Origin of the sequence: Nocardia sp. NPDC005745, assembly GCF_040630775.1 — a bacterium.
In the GTDB taxonomy this organism is placed as follows: domain Bacteria; phylum Actinomycetota; class Actinomycetes; order Mycobacteriales; family Mycobacteriaceae; genus Nocardia.
In genome coordinates, this window is sequence record NZ_JBEXYF010000002.1 from 75,090 (window position 1) to 93,004 (window position 17,915).

Annotated in this window: 6 protein-coding genes; all 6 read left to right on the top strand. The window is 71.3% G+C overall.

Annotation, left to right across the window (positions count from 1 at the left end; translation table 11 throughout):
* The first annotated feature begins 83 nt into the window (after positions 1-83).
* The 6 genes from ABZ420_RS03315 to ABZ420_RS03340 all read left to right on the top strand — a co-directional run bounded on the left by ABZ420_RS03315 (position 84) and on the right by ABZ420_RS03340 (position 17,900).
* A complete protein-coding gene (locus ABZ420_RS03315) occupies positions 84-1,178 on the top strand; it encodes an ABC transporter substrate-binding protein (RefSeq protein ID WP_357116610.1) in 1,095 nt (364 codons plus the stop codon).
* Between the two features lie 141 nt (positions 1,179-1,319).
* The gene (locus tag ABZ420_RS03320) at positions 1,320-1,781 is read left to right on the top strand and encodes an AMP-binding protein (RefSeq protein ID WP_357116612.1); all 462 of its coding nucleotides are present in this window, start codon (positions 1,320-1,322) and stop codon (positions 1,779-1,781) included.
* A 198-nt stretch (positions 1,782-1,979) separates the two neighbouring features.
* Positions 1,980-15,284 carry an amino acid adenylation domain-containing protein gene (locus ABZ420_RS03325; RefSeq protein WP_357116614.1) on the top strand — a complete coding sequence of 4,435 codons (13,305 nt, stop codon included), beginning with the start codon at positions 1,980-1,982 and terminating at the stop codon, positions 15,282-15,284.
* Positions 15,281-16,267 carry a daunorubicin/doxorubicin resistance ABC transporter ATP-binding protein DrrA gene (locus tag ABZ420_RS03330; protein ID WP_062969554.1) on the top strand — a complete coding sequence of 329 codons (987 nt, stop codon included), beginning with the start codon at positions 15,281-15,283 and terminating at the stop codon, positions 16,265-16,267. The genes ABZ420_RS03325 and ABZ420_RS03330 overlap by 4 nt, the downstream gene beginning before the upstream one ends.
* The gene (locus ABZ420_RS03335) at positions 16,264-17,082 is read left to right on the top strand and encodes an antibiotic transporter (RefSeq protein WP_357116616.1); all 819 of its coding nucleotides are present in this window, start codon (positions 16,264-16,266) and stop codon (positions 17,080-17,082) included. The genes ABZ420_RS03330 and ABZ420_RS03335 overlap by 4 nt, the downstream gene beginning before the upstream one ends.
* Complete coding sequence (locus ABZ420_RS03340; RefSeq protein ID WP_357116618.1) at positions 17,082-17,900, top strand: ABC transporter permease; 819 nt, start codon at positions 17,082-17,084, stop codon at positions 17,898-17,900. The genes ABZ420_RS03335 and ABZ420_RS03340 overlap by 1 nt, the downstream gene beginning before the upstream one ends.
* The last annotated feature ends 15 nt before the right edge of the window (positions 17,901-17,915 follow it).

A 17,915-nucleotide genomic window follows, 5' to 3' on the forward strand; every position in this document is an offset into this window, starting at 1 on the left:
GCCCACCGAACCCCGGTGCGCGGACGTTCACGGCTCCGACCTCACCCATGGGACGACCGGCGCCGACATGTACCCTCACTCGCATGCCGGTGAGCGACGTTTTGCATGTACGCGGCCGAATTCGCGCGGTCCGGACCCGCGGCAGCGCGGGCGGTCACCGGTTCCGGGCGGTCGTGGCGGGGTGCGCCGCGCTCCTCGTGGCCGGGTGCGGCGGCACCACCGACGACGCCGCGTCCATCGTGCGCACCACCACCAATATCGCGGGCGCGGGCGTGGTGGGACTCGAGCGCGACACCACCCGGGCATGCGCGCTGCCGAGCGCGCCGGATCCGGCGGGCGAGGCGACCCGCAGCGTCACCCATGCGGCGGGCGTCTCCGAGGTGCCCGCCGACCCACAGCGCGTCGTCGTGCTCAGCACCTCCGCGCTGGACGCGGTCTGCGCACTCGGTCTGTGGGAGCGAGTCGTCGGCACGGTGACGATGGACGGGCCCAGTCCGCAGCCGGAATACCTCGGCACCGGCGTGCTGAAGATCCCCGCCGTCGGCACCGTGGCGCAGCCCGACCCGGCGCGGATCGCAAACCTGCACCCCGACCTGATTCTGGGCGAGATCCCCACGCAGTCGGCGAGTTTCGCGGCGCTACAGGCCATCGCCCCGACGGTGCTGGTCGGCTCGAACGACAGCTGGCAGGCCGAATTCGCGGCGTTCGCCGCCGGTTTGGGACGTCGCGGCGCGGCGGAGACCGCGTTGCAGAACTACCGCACCGAGGCGCGCGACACCGGTGTGGCGCTGGCGGCGGGCCAGACCCAGGCGTCGGTCGTCAGGTTCACCGCCGACGCCGAGCGGGTGCAGGGCGGCGACAGCTTCTCCGGCCAGGTGCTGGCCGACGCGGGCGTGCAGCGTCCCGCGGCTCAGCGCGGCGCTTCGTTCGACGTGCACGAGGACGCGTTCGCCACGAAGGTGGATGGCGACCTGATCTACGTGATCCTCGCGGGCCCGGAGGGCAAGAAGCACGCCGAAGCTGTGCTGCGCACCGACGAGTGGAAGGAACTCGGCGCCGCCACCGATCGCCGGGTGTTCGCCGTGGAGGACAGCGTCTGGCACGGCGATGGCCTCACCGCCGCCCGCGCCCTGCTCACCGATCTGCGCAATACGCTGAACGGCTACGTGACCGACTGACCGCCACCCACCCCCTTGGGTGCGGTTTCCCCCACCCTGGGAGTGCGCGGACCAGCGCTGGGGTTGCTGTCGGAAAGCCCCTTCGAGGACGAGATTCAGAGGTACGCCAAGAACCTCTCAATCGACTCTCGAGGACACGACATGCACACGCTGACCGATTCGCTCGCCGACAACCTGTACGCCCTGCCGATCGCACAGCCCGTCGCCGAGGTCGACCCGCAGGCAGTCGTGGTGTCCACCGCCGATTGCGACCTGACCTACGCCGAGCTCGATCGCTGGTCCAACCGCCTGGCCCGGCTGCTGCTGCGCATCGGCGCGGGGCCGGGCACCCGTATCGCGGTGGCGATCGACCAGCCGATCGAGGCCGTGGTGGCCGAGCGGGCCGCCACCAAGATCGGCGCCATCACCGTCCCGGTCACCGATGACGGCTCCTACGCGCTCGGCACCCCGGTGGGCATCACCACCAAGGACCAGCAGCCCGAGCACGCGGACCGGATCACCTGGCTGGTGCTGGACGAGCGCTCCACCCTGCAGCGCTACCTGACCAGTTCCGCCGCGCCGCTGCGCACGGCCGACCTGGATCTTCTGCCCACCGCCGCCTGAGCGGGCATACCCCTCCGAACGCGACCCGAACAGCGATGTTCGGGTCGCGCAGTGTGCGCAATACCCCCGCAGCGCCGCCCACGCCGGTCCAGAATTGAGGTGCCGCGTGCTGTGCGGCGGCAGGTACTACCGCTACCGCGGTGGCTGCGGGCGGTCCTCGCCGGGTAGCCCGACCACGGTCAGAACGTAGGACACGTCATGCAACAGCCTTCCCTTTCGGTGAAAGATTCGGAGACAGCGCTTCCCGCTGGGGCCTTCGCCCTGTCGGCGGCCCAGCGCGGCATCTGGTTCGCCCAGCACGTCGCCGGTGACACTCCGATCTCCATCGCCCAGTACGTCGAACTGAACGGACCGATCGATCTCGACCTGCTGGCGCGCTCGGCGCGGCAGGCCGGGCGCGAGTTCGGCACCGGCTACCTCCGCCTGATCGAAGTGGAGGGGCATCCGTTCCAGTTCGTCGACACCACCCTCGACGACAGCCTGGAAACGCTCGACTTCCGCTCCGAGCCCGATCCGGAGGCGGCCGCGCGCGCGTGGATGCGCGGGGAGTACGAGGCACCGCTGGAGTTGACCCGCGACCGGCTGGTGCGGATCGCGATGTTGCGCGTCGGCGCGCAGCGCTGGTTCTGGTACTCGCGCATCCACCACATCGTGCTCGACGGCATGGGCGCGCTGACCATGGTGCAGCGCACCGGCGAGCTGTACAACGCCGCCGTGGAGGGCCGCGAAGCGCCACCGGCGAAGGCCGAGGACCTGCGCAAGATCGTCGAGGCCGATCTGGCCTACCGCAGCTCGGAGCGGTTCGGCACGGACCGGGAGCACTGGCTCGCGCATCTGGACGGGATGGCCGATCCGGTGAGCCTGGCCGGCCGCACCGCGGGCGTGAACGGGCATCCGAGCCGGGTCGCGGGCGCGCTGCCCGCCGATACCGCGCGACTGCTGGACGCCGTCGCCGAGCAGCTCTCCTCCGGTGTCGCGCCGACCGTGGTCGCCGCGTTCGGCGCGTACCTGTCCGCGATGACCGGCTCGCCGGAGGTCGTGCTGAGCCTGCCGGTCTCCGCGCGCACCACCGCGACACTGCGGCGTTCCGGCGGCATGATCGCCAATGTCGTTCCCCTGCGGTTGCGGCTGACGCCGGCCACCACGGTCGGCGACGTGATCCGGGCGGCCCAGGGTGAGCTGACCGGGGCGCTGCGACGCCAGCGCTACCGGCAGGAGGACATCTTCCGGGATCTGGGCTGGCCGATGGACGAGGCCGGATCGTTCGGCCCCACTGTGAACCTGATGATGGTGGACACCAGGATCCAGCTCGGCCCGGTCACCGGACGGCTGCACGTGCTGACCTCCGGGTTGATCGACGACCTGTTCGTCAACCTGTATCCGGGCGTCGGCGGCGAGAGCACGCACATCGACTTCCAGGCCAACGGCAACCTCTACTCCGACGCCGAGCTGACCGGGCAGCATCGCCGTTTCCTGTCGTTCCTGCACCGTTTCCTGGCCGCGGGGCCGGACGCGCCGCTGGCCGGTGTGTCGGTGCTGTCGGACGACGAGCGCGCCGACTTCGCTCCCGCCCGCGGGCCGCTCGGCGAGACGGCACGGACGCTGCCGAGCATCCTCGCCGAGGGCGCGGCCCGTGACCCGCTGGCGACCGCGCTCGTGGAAGACGACACCGCGCTGACCTACCGGCAGGTGGACGACTACACCAACCGGCTGGCCCGGGTGCTGATCGCCGCGGGCGCCGGCCCCGAACGCACGGTGGCGATCTCGATCCCGCGGTCCCTCCGGTCGGTCCTGGCGACGATCGCGGTGGTCAAGACCGGCGCGGCCTTCGTGCCGATCGATCCGACCTACCCGGCCGACCGGATCGAGCACATGGTCGGCGACAGCGGAGTCGTCGCGGGCATCACGATCACGTCCGCTCGAAAGGCGTTGCCGGGCAGGGTGTCCTGGCTGGTCCTCGATGACGAGAACACCGAGCGGAAAGTGGCCGAGCGGGACGCGGCGCCGTTGACCGACGCCGAGCGGCTCACCGCGGTACAGCCGGATCAGGTCGCCTACATCATCTACACCTCCGGCTCCACCGGACTCCCCAAAGGCGTGGCGGTGCCGCACCGAGGGCTGGCCGACCTGGTGGCGAGTTCCGGCGCCGGATTCGGCGTCGACGCGAGTTCCGTTGTCGCCCACGCCGTATCACCGAGTTTCGACATCTCGGTCGAGGAAATCCTGGTCACGCTCGCCGCGGGCGCGACGCTGGCCGTGGTGCCGCCGGCGGCGTACGCGGGCGAGGAGCTGGCCCGGGTGCTGCGCGCCCACCGCGTCACCCACCTCAACGTGACCCCGGCCGTCGTGGGATCGCTCGATCCGGCGACCCTGCCCGATCTGCGCACCGTGATCGTCGGCGGTGACGCCTGCCCGCCCGAACTCGTCACGAAGTGGTCGGGCCGGACCCTGCTGAATGGCTACGGCCCCACCGAGACCACCATCACCGTGACGCTCAGCGCCCCGCTGACGCCGGACGGCCCGGTCACCATCGGCGGTCTGGCCCGCGGTGTGGCGGCCGTGGTACTCGACCCGTGGCTGCGCCCACTGCCGCCGGGCACCACCGGTGAGCTCTACCTCGCCGGACCCCGTGTGGCCCGCGGCTACCACCGGCGCAACGGGCTGACCGCCGATCGTTTCGTCGCGAATCCGTACGCGATCGGCGAGCGCATGTACCGCACCGGCGACCTCGTGCGCTGGGTGTACAACGACGGGCGCGTCGAACTGGAGTACCAGGGACGCAGCGACTTCCAAGTGAAGGTGCGCGGGTTCCGCATCGAACTCGGCGAGATCGACGCCGCCCTGCAGCGGCATCCGGACGTCGACTTCGCGCTCACCCTCGGCGTCGGAACCGGTTCGGGCGCCACCGCGCTGGTGTCGTACGTGCTGCCGAAGCCGGGAGCGCAGCTGTATCCCGAGGCGCTGAAAGCCGCCGCCGGGGAATCGCTTCCGGCCTACATGGTTCCCGCCGTGGTCATGGTGCTCGACGAACTGCCGCTCACGCCGCTGGGCAAGGTGGACCGCAAGGCGCTGCCCGCACCGGAATTCGGCGCGCGCACGACGACGAGCAGGCCGCCGTCCACGCCGAGGGAGGAGACGCTCGCCGCGCTGTTCGCGGAGGTGCTCGGCCTGGAATCGGTGGGTGTCGACGAGAGCTTCTTCGCGCTGGGCGGCGACAGCATCGTCTCGATCCAGCTGGTGTCGCGGGCGAAGGCGGCCGGGCTCGGATTCGGCGCGCGGGATGTCTTCGAACGCAAGACCGTCGCGGCGCTGGCCGCGGTGGCCACCGAAGTCCCGAGCGCGGTTGTGCACGAACTGCCCGGCGGCGGGGTGGGCGAGGTAGAGCTCACGCCGATCGTGCACGCGATGCTCGAGGCCGGTGACACCTGGCGGCGCTTCGCCCAGGCGGTACTGATCGAGTTGCCTCCCGGCACCGAGCACGCCGGTCTCGTCACGGCGCTGCAAGCACTGCTCGACCGGCACGACCTGTTGCGTTCGACGCTGCGCCGCACCGGTGACGGATGGAGCTGGGTGGTCGCCGAAGCCGGTGCGGTGAACGCGGGCGCCTTGCTGGAGGTCGTGACCGCGGGCGCGGATGCCGAGGCGACCTGCGAGCATGCGTTGCAGCGCGCCGCCGACCACCTCGACCCGGAGGCGGGCGTGGTCGCGCGTTTCGTGTGGATCGACCGCGCGGGCGCGGCGCCGCTGCTGTGGCTGGTGCTGCATCATCTGGTCACCGACGGCGTCTCCTGGCGCATCCTGCTGCCGGATCTGGCCACCGCCGCGCTGGGCGGCGAACTCGCGCCGGTCGGCACCTCCTTCCGGCGCTGGGCGCACGGACAACACGAGCACGCGGTTACCCGCACGGGCGAGTTGCCGCTGTGGCAACGCGTTCTGGCCACGCCCGACCCCGCGCTCGGGTCGGCGCCGATGGACCCGGCCCTCGATGTGGTGGGCACCATGGCACATCTGTCCACCGTCGTGCCGCAGGATGTCGCGCACACGGTGCTCAGCACCGCGCCGGACCGATTCCACTGCGGCGCCGACGACGTGCTGCTGGCCGGACTCGCGCTGGCGCTCGCGCGGTGGCGCGGACGTACCTCCACGCTGTTCACACTGGAGGGTCACGGCCGCTCGGAGAGCGTGGTGCCGGGCGCCGATGTCGCGCGCACGGTGGGCTGGTTCACCAGCGTCTACCCCGCCGCGGTCGACCTGACCGGCATCGATGTGGCGGATGCGTTCGCGGGCGGCGCCGCGGCGGGCGCCGCGATCAAGGCGACCAAGGAACAGCTGCGCACGCTGCCGGACAAGGGCATCGGGTACGGCATGTTGCGTTACCTGGTCCCGGAGACCGCGGCGGCGCTCGCCGACGCGCCCACCCCGCAGATCAGCTTCAACTACCTGGGCCGCGCGTCCACCGGCGGGGAGGCGGAACCGTGGCTGCCGCGCCGGTTCGCCGCCACCCAGGACGACCGCGCGCCGCTGGCCGCCGCGGTGGACATCAACGCCGTGCTCACCGACGCGGGCCTCGAGGTGACCTGGGCCTACGCCGCACGACTTTTCGACCCGGCGGATCTCGGCGAACTCGCCGCCCTGTGGGGGCAGGCGCTCGGCGCGCTGGCCGGGCACGCCGGATCCGCGAACGCGGGCGGACGCACGCCGTCGGACTTCGATTTGGTCGCCGTCACCCAGGCGCAGATCGACACCTGGGAGCGCGACCACCCCGACCTCGTCGACGTATGGCCGCTCTCGCCGCTGCAGTACGGGCTGCTGTTCCACGCGTTGTACGACTCCGACACCGCCGACGGCTACACGGTGCAGTCGCTGCTCACCCTGGCGGGCACCGTCGATGCGGCCCGGTTGCGCCGCGCCGCACAGGCTTTGGTGACCCGGCACGAGAACCTTCGCGTCGCCTTCGCCGAGACCGAGGACGGCCCCCGTCAGCTCGTCCTGGCCGACGCCGAGATCGACTGGCGGGAAGCGGATCTCACCGGCATCACCGACGCGGAGGAACGCGCCGGGGAACTCGACCGGTTGGTCGCACTGGATGCCCGCACCCGGTTCGAACTCACCCGTCCCCCGCTGCTGCGCTGCACGCTCATCCGGATCGCCCCCGACACCTACCGTTTCGTGCTCACCAACCACCACTTGGTGCTGGACGGGTGGTCGACGCCGCTGCTCGTGCGCGAACTGCTCACCCTCTACGTCACCGACGGTGACACCGCGGCCCTGCCGCCCGCGCACTCCTACCGCGAGTTCCTGACCTGGCTGGCGACCAGGGACGACGCCGAATCCCTCGCGGCGTGGACCGATTCGCTGGCCGGCATCGACACGCCGACCCGCGCGGTGCCCACCCTCGCCGGGATCGAATCGACCGAAACCGGAATGCTCTCCGTCGACCTGTCCCGCGACACCGTGGCCCGGCTGGAGACCGCGGGCCGGGAGGCGGGCGCGACGGTGAACACCCTGGTGCAGGCCGCGTGGGCGATGCTGCTTGCCATGCTCACCGGCCGCACCGACGTGGTGTTCGGCGGCACCGTCTCGGGGCGTCCGCCCGAACTGGGCGGGGTCGAGGAGATGGTCGGCCTGTTCATCAACACGCTGCCGGTGCGGGTGCGGCTCGATCCGGCCGAGAAGGTGGCCGACCTGCTCGCCCGCGTGCAGTCCGAGCAGGCGCGCCTGATGGACCATCAGCACGTCGGACTGGCCGCCATCCATCAGGCGGTGGGCTTGGCCGAATTGTTCGACACGCTCACGGTGTTCGAGTCCTATCCCATCGATCGCGAAGCGCTGTCGCAGGCGCTGGACATCGCGGGCATGCGGGTGCTCGACGTGGAAGGCACCGACGCGACGCCGTATCCGCTGAATCTGATGGTGATCCCGCTGCGCGGCGACGACGGCCGCGACACGCTGCGAATCACGCTGAAGTACATGGCAGGCCAGCTTCCGGAGCAAGAGGCGCGTCCGCTGCTGGATCGCTTCGTCCGGCTGCTGACCCAGCTCGGGGACAACCCGCGCGCGCTGGTCTCCCAACTGCAGTACTGCGACGACGCCGAGCGTGCCGCGCTGGTGCCGGTGCGCGGCCCGGAGTCGGTGCCGCAGGCCACCCTGGCCGAACTGCTCAGCGCGGGCGCGAGGATCGATCCGGACGCGATCGCGATCACCGCCGGTGAGCTCACCATGTCCTACGGCGAGCTCGACGCGTGGTCCAACCGCTACGCCCGGGTGCTGCTGCGCCGCGGGGTCGGGCGCGAGGTGTTCGTCGTGCTGGCGCTGACGCGCTCGCTGGAATCGGTGATCGCCGTGTGGGCGCTGGCCAAGACCGGCGCGGCCTTCGCGCCGCTGGACCCGAACTACCCGGTGGAACGCATCGAGCACATGCTCAGCGACTCCAAGGCCCCGATCGGCGTGACGGTCACCGCCACCGGCGAGACGCTGCCCGGCACGATCGACTGGCTGCTGCTCGACGACCTCAACACCATCCGGCGGGTGATGACGGTCTCCGAAGCGCCGATCACCGACGAGGAGCGCGGCGGGCCGATCGATCTGGACCAGACGGCGTACCTGATCTACACCTCCGGCTCCACCGGCAAACCCAAGGCCGTGCTGCTCAGCCACCGCGGTATCGCGAATCTCGTCGCCGCGCAACGTGAGACGCTCGGGCTGGAGCCCACCGCCAGCGTGCTGCAAGTGGCCTCACCCAGCTTCGACGCTTCGGTGTTCGAGCTGCTCATCGCCCACGGCGCGGGCGGCAGGCTGGTCGTGTCACCGCCGGACGTCTACGGCGGGACGGAACTGGAAACCCTGCTGCGCGCCCAGCGCGTCACCCACGCGGTGATCACGCCCTCGGCGCTGGCCACCATGGAGCCCACCGGCCTGGAACACCTGCGCGTGCTCGCGGTCGCGGGCGAGGCGGCGACGCCGGAGCTGATCGAGCGGTGGTCACCGGGCAGGCGCATGGTGAACCTGTACGGCCCCACCGAGTTCAGCATCTGGGCCACCGGGCCCGGCGAACTCCGCACCGGCGAGCCGATCACGATCGGCGGACCCATCCGCGGCGCCGCCACCGTGGTGCTGGACGCCTGGCTGCGTCCGGTGCCGGTGGGGGTGCCCGGTGAGCTGTACCTGGCGGGCCCGGCGCTGGCGCGTGGCTACTTCAACCGGTTCGAGATGACCGCGAGCAGGTTCGTCGCCGACCCCTTCGGCGAACCCGGCGAGCGGATGTACCGCACCGGCGACATGGTGCGCTGGGTCGAGGACGACGGCGGGTACGAGCTGGAGTATCTGGGCCGCAGCGACTTCCAGGTCAAGATCCGTGGCCTGCGCATCGAGCTGGGCGAGATCGACGCGGTGCTCTCCCACGACGACGAGGTCGAGTACGCGGTGACCATCGGGCGCACCGGCCCGGCCGGGACCACCGTGCTGGTCTCCTACGTGCTGCCAGCCGAGGGCGTGCGACTGGATGTCGAGCGGCTGCGCGCGCAGGTGGCCGCCGAACTGCCCGGTTACATGGTGCCGGGCTACCTCGTCGTGCTGGACTCGATCCCGCTCACCCCGGTCGGCAAACTCGATCGCAATGCCCTTCCGGTGCCGGACTTCGCGGAGAGCCACCGGCCCTACCTCGCGCCGAGCACGCCGGTCGAGGAGGCGGTGGCCGCGGTGTTCGGCGAGGTGCTCGACCGCGAGCGCGTCGGCGTCGACCAGTCGTTCTTCGAGCTCGGCGGCAACTCGCTGAGCGCGACGAAAGTGGTGGCGCGGGTGAACGCGGCGCTCGGGTCGCGGATCGCGCTGCGCGATCTGTTCGACGCGCCGACCGTGGCCCAGCTGTCCGCCCGGGTGGTACCCGCCACCGGCGCGGCGCCCGGCCGATTCGCCCTCGCGCCGCGCATCCGGCCGGATCGGGTTCCGCTGTCCCCCGCGCAGCAGCGCATGTGGGTGCTCAACCGGATGGATCCGGCCTCACCCGCCTACAACATCGCGGTGGCGCTGCGGCTCACCGGGGATCTGGACGTCGAGGCGCTGCGCGCCGCGCTCGTCGACGTGGTCGACCGGCACGAGAGCCTGCGCACGCTGTACCCGGCGGATGCGGAGGGGCCGCGTCAGGTGGTGGTGGGTGCGGACGTGGCCGTGCCTGCCATGCCGGTGGTCGACACCGAGGACGGCGACGCGCTGCGCGGGCGGATCACCGAGCTGGCGGGAACCGGCTTCGATCTGGCCGCCCAGCCGCCGCTGCGGGTGGGCCTGTTCCGGATCCACGGGGGCGCCGAGCCCGCCGCGAGTGCGGCACCGGTGTCGTCGGCTCCTGCCATGGGTGAAGCGCCGGTCTCGTCCGGGCCCGTAGCCCGGACCGCGCCGGTGACGTCGAGCTATACCGCCGGCTCCGAGGGGATCTCGGCGGCCACCGCGCCGGTGCACGTCGTCGTGCTGGTGGTGCACCACATCAGCGCGGACGGCGCGTCGATGGCGCCGCTGGCCGCCGACCTGGTCGCCGCCTACTCCGAGCGGGCCGGCGGGGGGCACGCCATCCGCGTTCCGCTGCCGGTGCAATACGCCGATTTCGCGCTCTGGCATCGCGAGGTGCTCGGCGACGAGACCGACCCGGAGTCGCTGGCGGCCCATCAGATCGGCTTCTGGCGCGAGACCCTGGCGGGCGCGCCCGATGTGCTGGAACTGCCCGCCGACCGGCCGCGCCCGGCGGTACAGACCATGCACAGCGCCGACTTCGGCTTCACCGTCGACGGCGAGACGCACCGGGCGCTGGTGGATTTCGCCGCCGCGCACGGCGTCAGCCCGTTCATGGTCGTGCACGCCGCGCTCGCGGTCCTGCTCGCGCGCCTCGGCGGCACCGACGACGTGCTGATCGGCACCCCGGTCGCCGGACGCGGCGAGGAGGCGCTCGACCAGCTCGTCGGCATGTTCGTCAACACTCTCGCGCTGCGCACCCCGGTCGATTCGGCAGTGGGCTTCGCGACGTTCCTGGACACGGTGCGGTCCGCGGACCTCGACGCCTTCGCCAACGCGGATGTGCCGTTCGAGCGGCTGGTCCAGGTGCTGGATCCGGCGCGATCGACCGCGCACCACCCGCTGTTCCAGGTCTCGCTGTCGCTGCAGAACTTCGTCGAACCGGTGCTGGAACTGCCCGGCCTGCGGTTCGAGGTGGAGGACTTCGAGCGCGACGCCTCCCAGTTCGACCTGACCCTGGATCTGCGCGAGCGCTTCGCCGACAGCGGCCCGGCGGGCATCGACGCCGTGCTGACCTACGCCACCGATCTGTTCGACGAGGCGACGACGGCCTCCTTCGCCGCCCGGTGGCGGCGCGTGCTCACGACGGTGCTTTCCCGGCCCGACGTTCGCATCGCCGATATCGACATCCTCGACGAGGCCGAACTCGCCGCGCTGGTGCCCGTGCGCGGGCCCGCGTCCGTCACGACCGTGACCCTGCCGGACCTGCTGAGCGAGACCGCGCGGCGGTACCCGGATCGCGTCGCCCTCGTGGTCGGCGGGCACATCACCACCTACGCCGAGATCGACGCGCACGCCAACCGCCTGGCCCGAGTCCTGCTCGAATCGGGCGGCGGGCCGGAAACCGTTGTCGCGCTGGGTCTGCCACGCTCCGCGGAACTGCTCACCGGGATGTGGGCCGCGGCGAAGGCGGGCGCGGCGTTCCTTCCGGTCGATCCGAAGCACCCGGTCGAGCGCATCGACCACATGCTCACCGACTCCGGCGCGGCACTGGGCCTGACCCTGGCCGCGTTCCGGCCGATGCTGCCCGACAGCACGGATTGGCTGGTGCTCGACGACCTCGCCGTCGTCGAACGCTGGAGCGCCGCGAGCAGCCGCCCGCTGCGCGAGCGCGAACTGCCCGCGCCGGTCCGGCCGGACAACGCGGCATGGATGATCTACACCTCCGGCTCCACCGGCACGCCGAAAGGCGTCTCGGTCTCCCATCGCGGTATCGCCGATCTCGTCGCGGCGCAACACGCTTCGCTCGGTTTGGACGAACACTCCCGGGTGTTGCAGGTGGCGTCGCCGAGTTTCGACGCGTCGGTGTTCGAAGCGCTCATGGCGTTCGGCTCCGGCGGCGCGTCGGTGGTCGCACCGCCGGAGGTGTTCGGCGGCAGCGCGCTGGCCGAGCTGATCGACACCGAGCAGGTCACCCACTTGGTGATCACCCCGTCCGCGCTGGCCACCCTCGATCCCGCCGAGGTGACCAGTGTCCGGGTGCTCGCGGTGGCAGGCGAGGCGGTCGGGGCCGAACTGGTCGAACGCTGGGCCACCGGGCGCAGCATGGTCAACCTGTACGGCCCCACCGAGTCGACCATCTGGGCGACGGGTTCGGCGCCACTGGAGGTGGGCGCCCCGGTGTCCATCGGCACGCCGGTGCAAGGCGCGGAAGTGCTGGTTCTCGACGATCGTTTGCGCCCGGTCCCCTTCGGCGTGGCGGGCGAGCTGTATCTCGCCGGACCGGCGCTGGCACGCGGCTACCACGCGCGGGCGGGCCTGACCGCCGCCCGCTTCGTGGCCGATCCGTTCGGCGCGCCGGGTGAACGGATGTACCGCACCGGCGACCTGGTGCGCTGGATTCGCGGCGACGCGGGCCCGGAACTGGAGTACTTGGGCCGCACCGACTTCCAGGTCAAGGTGCGCGGACAGCGCATCGAACTCGGCGAGATCGACGCGGTGCTCGGCCGGGCCGATGGCGTGGACTTCGCGGTGACGCTCGGCGTGCCCGGCCCCACCGGCGCGACCGCGCTGGCCGCCTACCTGGTCCGCGCACCCGGATACGAGCTCGACGTGGCGAAGGTTCGCGCCTTCGCCGCCGATATCCTGCCCGGCTACATGGTGCCAACGGCATTCGTCGTGCTGGACGAGATCCCGCTCAACGCGGTCGGCAAGCTGGACCGCAAGGCGCTGCCGGAACCGGAGTTCCTCGCCGACCGCACCGCGTACCGCGCGCCGGAAACGCTGACCGAACAGCAGCTGGCCGCGATTTTCGGCGAACTGCTCGGGGAGGCGCGAGTCGGCGCCGACGATTCGTTCTTCGCGCTCGGCGGTGACAGCATCTTGGCGATCCAACTGGTGTCGCGCGCCAAGCAGCAGGGCATCACCTGCACCCCGTTACAGGTGTTCGAGCACCGCACGGTGGCGGCATTGGCCGCGGCCGCCGACGCGGCGGGCACCGCGGTGACCCTGGACGAACTGCCCGGCGGCGGTGTCGGCGAGCTGCCGCTCCCGCCGATCACGCACTACATGCTGGAGCGCGGCGGGAACTACGATCGCTTCGCCCAGACCGCGGTCTTGGAACTGCCGGTGGGTATCGAGCGCGCGCAGATCATCGCGGTGCTCACCGCAGCGGTGGACCGGCACGACATGCTGCGCGTCCGGCTGGTGACCGACGGCGAGGACGGGCCGCGCCTGCTGGTCGGCCCGCCCGGATCGGTCGACGTGGACGCGCTGCTGCACCGCATCGAGTTCACCACCCTCGAACCGATCGAACTGCACGAGTTCGCCATGACCGAGCTGGACGCCGCGGCAGACCGGCTCGATCCCGCCGAGGGCACGGTGCTGCAATTCATCTGGCTGGACCCGGTGGGCGACGCGGGCGCGCGCACCGGATCGGGCCGGCTGATCGTGCTCGCGCACCACTTGGCGATCGACGGCGTGTCGTGGCGCATCCTGGTGCCGGACCTGGTGGCCGCGTGGGCCCAGGTGTCGGCCGGGAACACCCCCGTGCTCGCGGAGACCGGTACCTCGATGCGCCGGTGGGCCCACGCGCTGGCCGACGAGGCGCGCTCACCGCAGCGGATCGCCGAACTGGCCTACTGGCGCGAGGTGCTCGCCGCACCCGACCCGGTGATCGGCGGCCGGGAACTCGATCCCGCCGTGGACCGGACCGCCGCACTGCGCATAGTCGAGCGGGAGGTGCCTGCGGAAGTCACCAACGCGCTGCTCACCACCCTGCCCGGCTTGTTCCAGGGCAGCGTCAACGACGCGCTGCTGGCCACCTTGGCGCTGGCGCTGGTGCGCTGGCGGGCCTGCGACCCCTCGGCGCTGGTGCGCCTGGAAGGTCACGGCCGCCAGGAGGAAGTGGTGCCCGGCGCCGACCTCTCCCGCACCATCGGCTGGTTCACCAGCATCTACCCGGTGCGCTTGGACCTGGCCGGAATCGATATCGATGACGCGCTGGCCGGCGGCCCCGCGCTGGGCGCGGCGATCCGCGCCGTCAAGCACCAACTGCTGGCGGTGCCGGACAAAGGCATCGGTTTCGGCTTGCTGCGCTATCTCAACGCCGAGACCGCGCGGCAGCTCCCGGAACGCCTGCCGGGGCGGGTCGGCTTCAACTATCTCGGCCGATACTCCACCGGCGATATCCCGGCCGGGCTCGAGGGGCTGGGCTGGCTGCCGACCGACGAACTCGGCGACGTGCACGTGGCCGAAGATCCCGGCGTACCCCTGCAATCGGCGATCGACGTCAACGCCGTCGTCATCGGCGACCGGCTGCGGGCGAGCTTCGGCTTCCCGTCCACCCTGCTCGACCAGGAGGACGTCGCCGAGCTGGCCGATCTGTGGATCGGAGCGTTGCGCGCGGCGGCTCGATTCGCCCAGACCCCGGCGGCACGGACCGCCGCCGAGGAGGAAGCGGCGGCCACGGCGGCGCCGGCCGTCCCGGCGGCGGGCGGTCTCGGTCTGGACGTGGTGCTGCCGATCCGGCTCGGCGGGGAGCAACCCGCGCTGTTCTGCATCCACCCGTCGTCCGGAATGTCGTGGACCTACCTGGGATTCGCCGACGCGCTCGCGCCCGGCCGCCCGATCTACGGGCTGCAAGCGCCCGACCTCGGCGGCCAGGAACCGCCCGCGCGCTCGATCGAGGAGTTCGCCGACCGCTACGTGCGGGAGATCCGGACCCTGCAACCCGAAGGGCCGTACCACCTGCTGGGCTGGTCGTTCGGTGGCCTGATCGCCCACGCGGCGGCCGTGCGGCTGAAGGCAGCGGGAGCCGAGGTGGGCGTGGTCGCGCTGCTGGACGCCGACACCGCCGACATCGACGGCGACAGCATCGAGCGGCTCACCGCGGGCTCGTTCGTGAACAGCTTCGGCGCGGTGTTCGGCATCCACGACGTGCCTGCGGACGCCACCGCGCAGCAGGCGGCGGAGCTGATCCGCGAAAAACTCGGCGGGGTCTCGCTGATCGACGCCGCCACGCTGGAGCGGATGGCCGGGTCCTACAACGCCGCCGCCCGGACCAGAACCGGATACCGCCGACCCGTGTACGACGGCGACATCGTGTACTTCAGCGCGACCGTCGACACCTCCGACATCTTCGGTCCCGACGGCTGGCGGCCGTACGTGACCGGCGACATCATCAATCACGACATCGAGGTCACCCACGACGAACTGACGGCGCCGCAGGTGCTGCCGGTCATCGCGCGCGTGCTCGATGCACATCTGGGAGGCCGAGGATGAATTCCGATCAAGGCGTCGTCGTCGAGGGGATCGAGAAATCCTTCGGCGCGGTCAAGGCATTGCGGGGAGTCGATTTCGCGGCCGAGCCGGGCGAGGTGCTCGGCATCCTCGGACCGAACGGCGCGGGCAAGACCACCACGGTGAACATCCTCTCGACACTGATCCGGCCGGACCGCGGCCGGGCCACGGTCGCCGGGTACGACGTGGTGGACGATCCCGCGGCGGTGCGCCGCAGCATCATGCTGACCGGGCAGTACGCCGCGCTGGACGACATGCTCAGCGGCTACGAGAACCTGGTGATGTTCGGCAGGCTGATGGGCTTGCGCAAGCGAGCCGCCCGGGCCCGCGCAGACGAACTGCTGGCCGAGTTCGATCTCGAACGCGCGGCGGGCCGCCGGGTGGGCACCTACTCCGGCGGTATGCGCAGGCGCATCGACATCGCCTGCGGTCTGGTCGTCCGGCCCGATGTGGTGTTCCTGGACGAGCCGACCACCGGGCTGGATCCGCGCAGCAGGCAAGGCGTGTGGGATCTGGTCTCCGGCTTCAAGAAGGCGGGCATCACCACCCTGCTCACCACCCAGTACCTGGAGGAAGCCGACGCGCTCAGCGACCGGATCATCGTCATCGATCACGGCGTGGTGATCGCCCAGGGCACCGCCGACGAGCTGAAGTCGCGTACCGGCGGCAGCTACTGCGAGGTCGTGCCGCTGAACCTGCGCGACCTGCCCGCCATCGCCGCGGCCCTGGGTCCGCTGCTGCCGCAGGAGAATCGGGACGCGCTGGGTCCGGATTCCGATCGGATCGCCATACCCGCGCCCGACGGCGCGAAGACACTGCTGGAGGCGCTGCGCCGACTGGACAGCGCCGGGGTCGACCTCGTGGACGTCGCACTGCGCCGCCCCTCGCTCGACGACGTGTTCCTCCAGCTGACCGGGCATCTGGCGACGACGGCGGAGATCGCGCAACGGGAGGTCGTGTCGTGACGGCCGCGACCTGGCTCAGCCAGACCCGCGCCGCACCGCTGCGGCCGCAGCAGTGGTGGGTGCTGACCAGCCGGCTGGTCGTGCCCTCGGTACGCAGCGGCGAGGTGCTCACCTCGGTGCTGGCGCCCGCGACGTTCACCGCCAGCTTCTACATTCCGCTGAAGATCATCATGACCGTGATCGGCACCGGCTTCAGCAGTTACGCGCAGTACATGATGCCGCTGGTGATCCTGCAAGCCGCCGCGTTCACCGCCGTCTCGGCGGCCTTCCGCGCCGCCACCGATTCGGTCGCCGGGCTCAACCGGCGTTTCGGCGCGATGCCGATCGGCCCGCTGGTGCCGGTCGCGGCGCGCCTGTCCGGCAACATCTTCCGCTTGGTCATCGCGTTGATCACCGCGTTGATCTGCGGCCACGTCATCGGCTTCCGCTTCTACCTCGGCGCCGCGCACACGATCGGGTTCGTGCTGTTCTCGTTGCTCATCGGGCTCGCGCTGATCTGGGCCGGAGACGTTATCGGCACCGTGTCGCGCAACCCGGAGGCGACCGCGCAGGCACTGGTGCTGCCGCCGTTGATCTTCGGCATGCTGTCCACCGGCATCGCGCCCGCCGACCAGTTCCCGGCATGGGTGCAGCCGTTCGTGCGCAACCAGCCGGTGTCGCAGTGGGCCATCGGCCTGCGGGCGTTCGCCGGTGACCGCGGACCGAACGCGGGCGAGGTGAGCTTGTCGCTGCTGGGACCGCCGGTGGCGTGGGCGCTCGCCATCCTGATCATCTGCGTCCCGCTGTCGCTGCGGCTGAGCTCGAGGAGGGCGTGATGGCACTGCTTGCGGATCACAGGCAGGAGTCGTGGACCGGCTCGGAAGTGTCGGTGTCTGCGCTGATAGCGCACACGCTGATCCAGACCCAGCGCCTGCTGCTGCGCTGGGCACGCAATCCGGTCACCCTGCTGGAGACGCTGATCATCCCGTGCCTGCTGCTGATCATGCTCAACACCGTGATCGGCGGGCAGATCCGGAAGTTCACCGGCGAGAGCGCGCTGTACGGCTCGGTGCCTATGGTCGCCCTGGTGGGAGCGCTGTCCGGCGCGGTGGCGGGGGGCGTGCTGCTAGGCCGCGAACGCGACGCGGGCCTACTCGCGCGCTTCTGGGTACTGCCCGTGCACCGCGCCTCCGGCCTCGCCTCGCGGGTGCTCGCCGAGGGCTGCCGCATCTTCGTCTGCACTCTCGCCGTCGTGCTGGTGGGCTCGGTGCTCGGTTTCCGCTTCCACCAGGGCGTCGCCGCGGCGATCGTCTTCCTGTTCGTCCCGGTGCTCTTCGGCCTGGCCTTCGCCACCGTCGTCACCTCGGTCGCCGTGTTCACCGCGAAATCGACGCTGGTGGAGGGCATCACGATCCTCACATCCCTGATGATGTTCTTCAGCACCGGCTTCGTTCCGCTGGCCGCATTCCCCAAGTGGGTGCAGCCGGTGGTGCGCAACCAACCCCTGTCGGTGGGGGTCGACGCCATGCGCGCGCTCGCCTTCGGCGGACCGCTCGCACGCCCGCTCACCCTCACCGTCGTGTGGTCGATCGGCGCGATCGTCCTGTTCGCGGTGCCCGCGACCATCGGCTACCGCCGGGCGAGCAGGCGCTGACCCCAGGCTCACAGC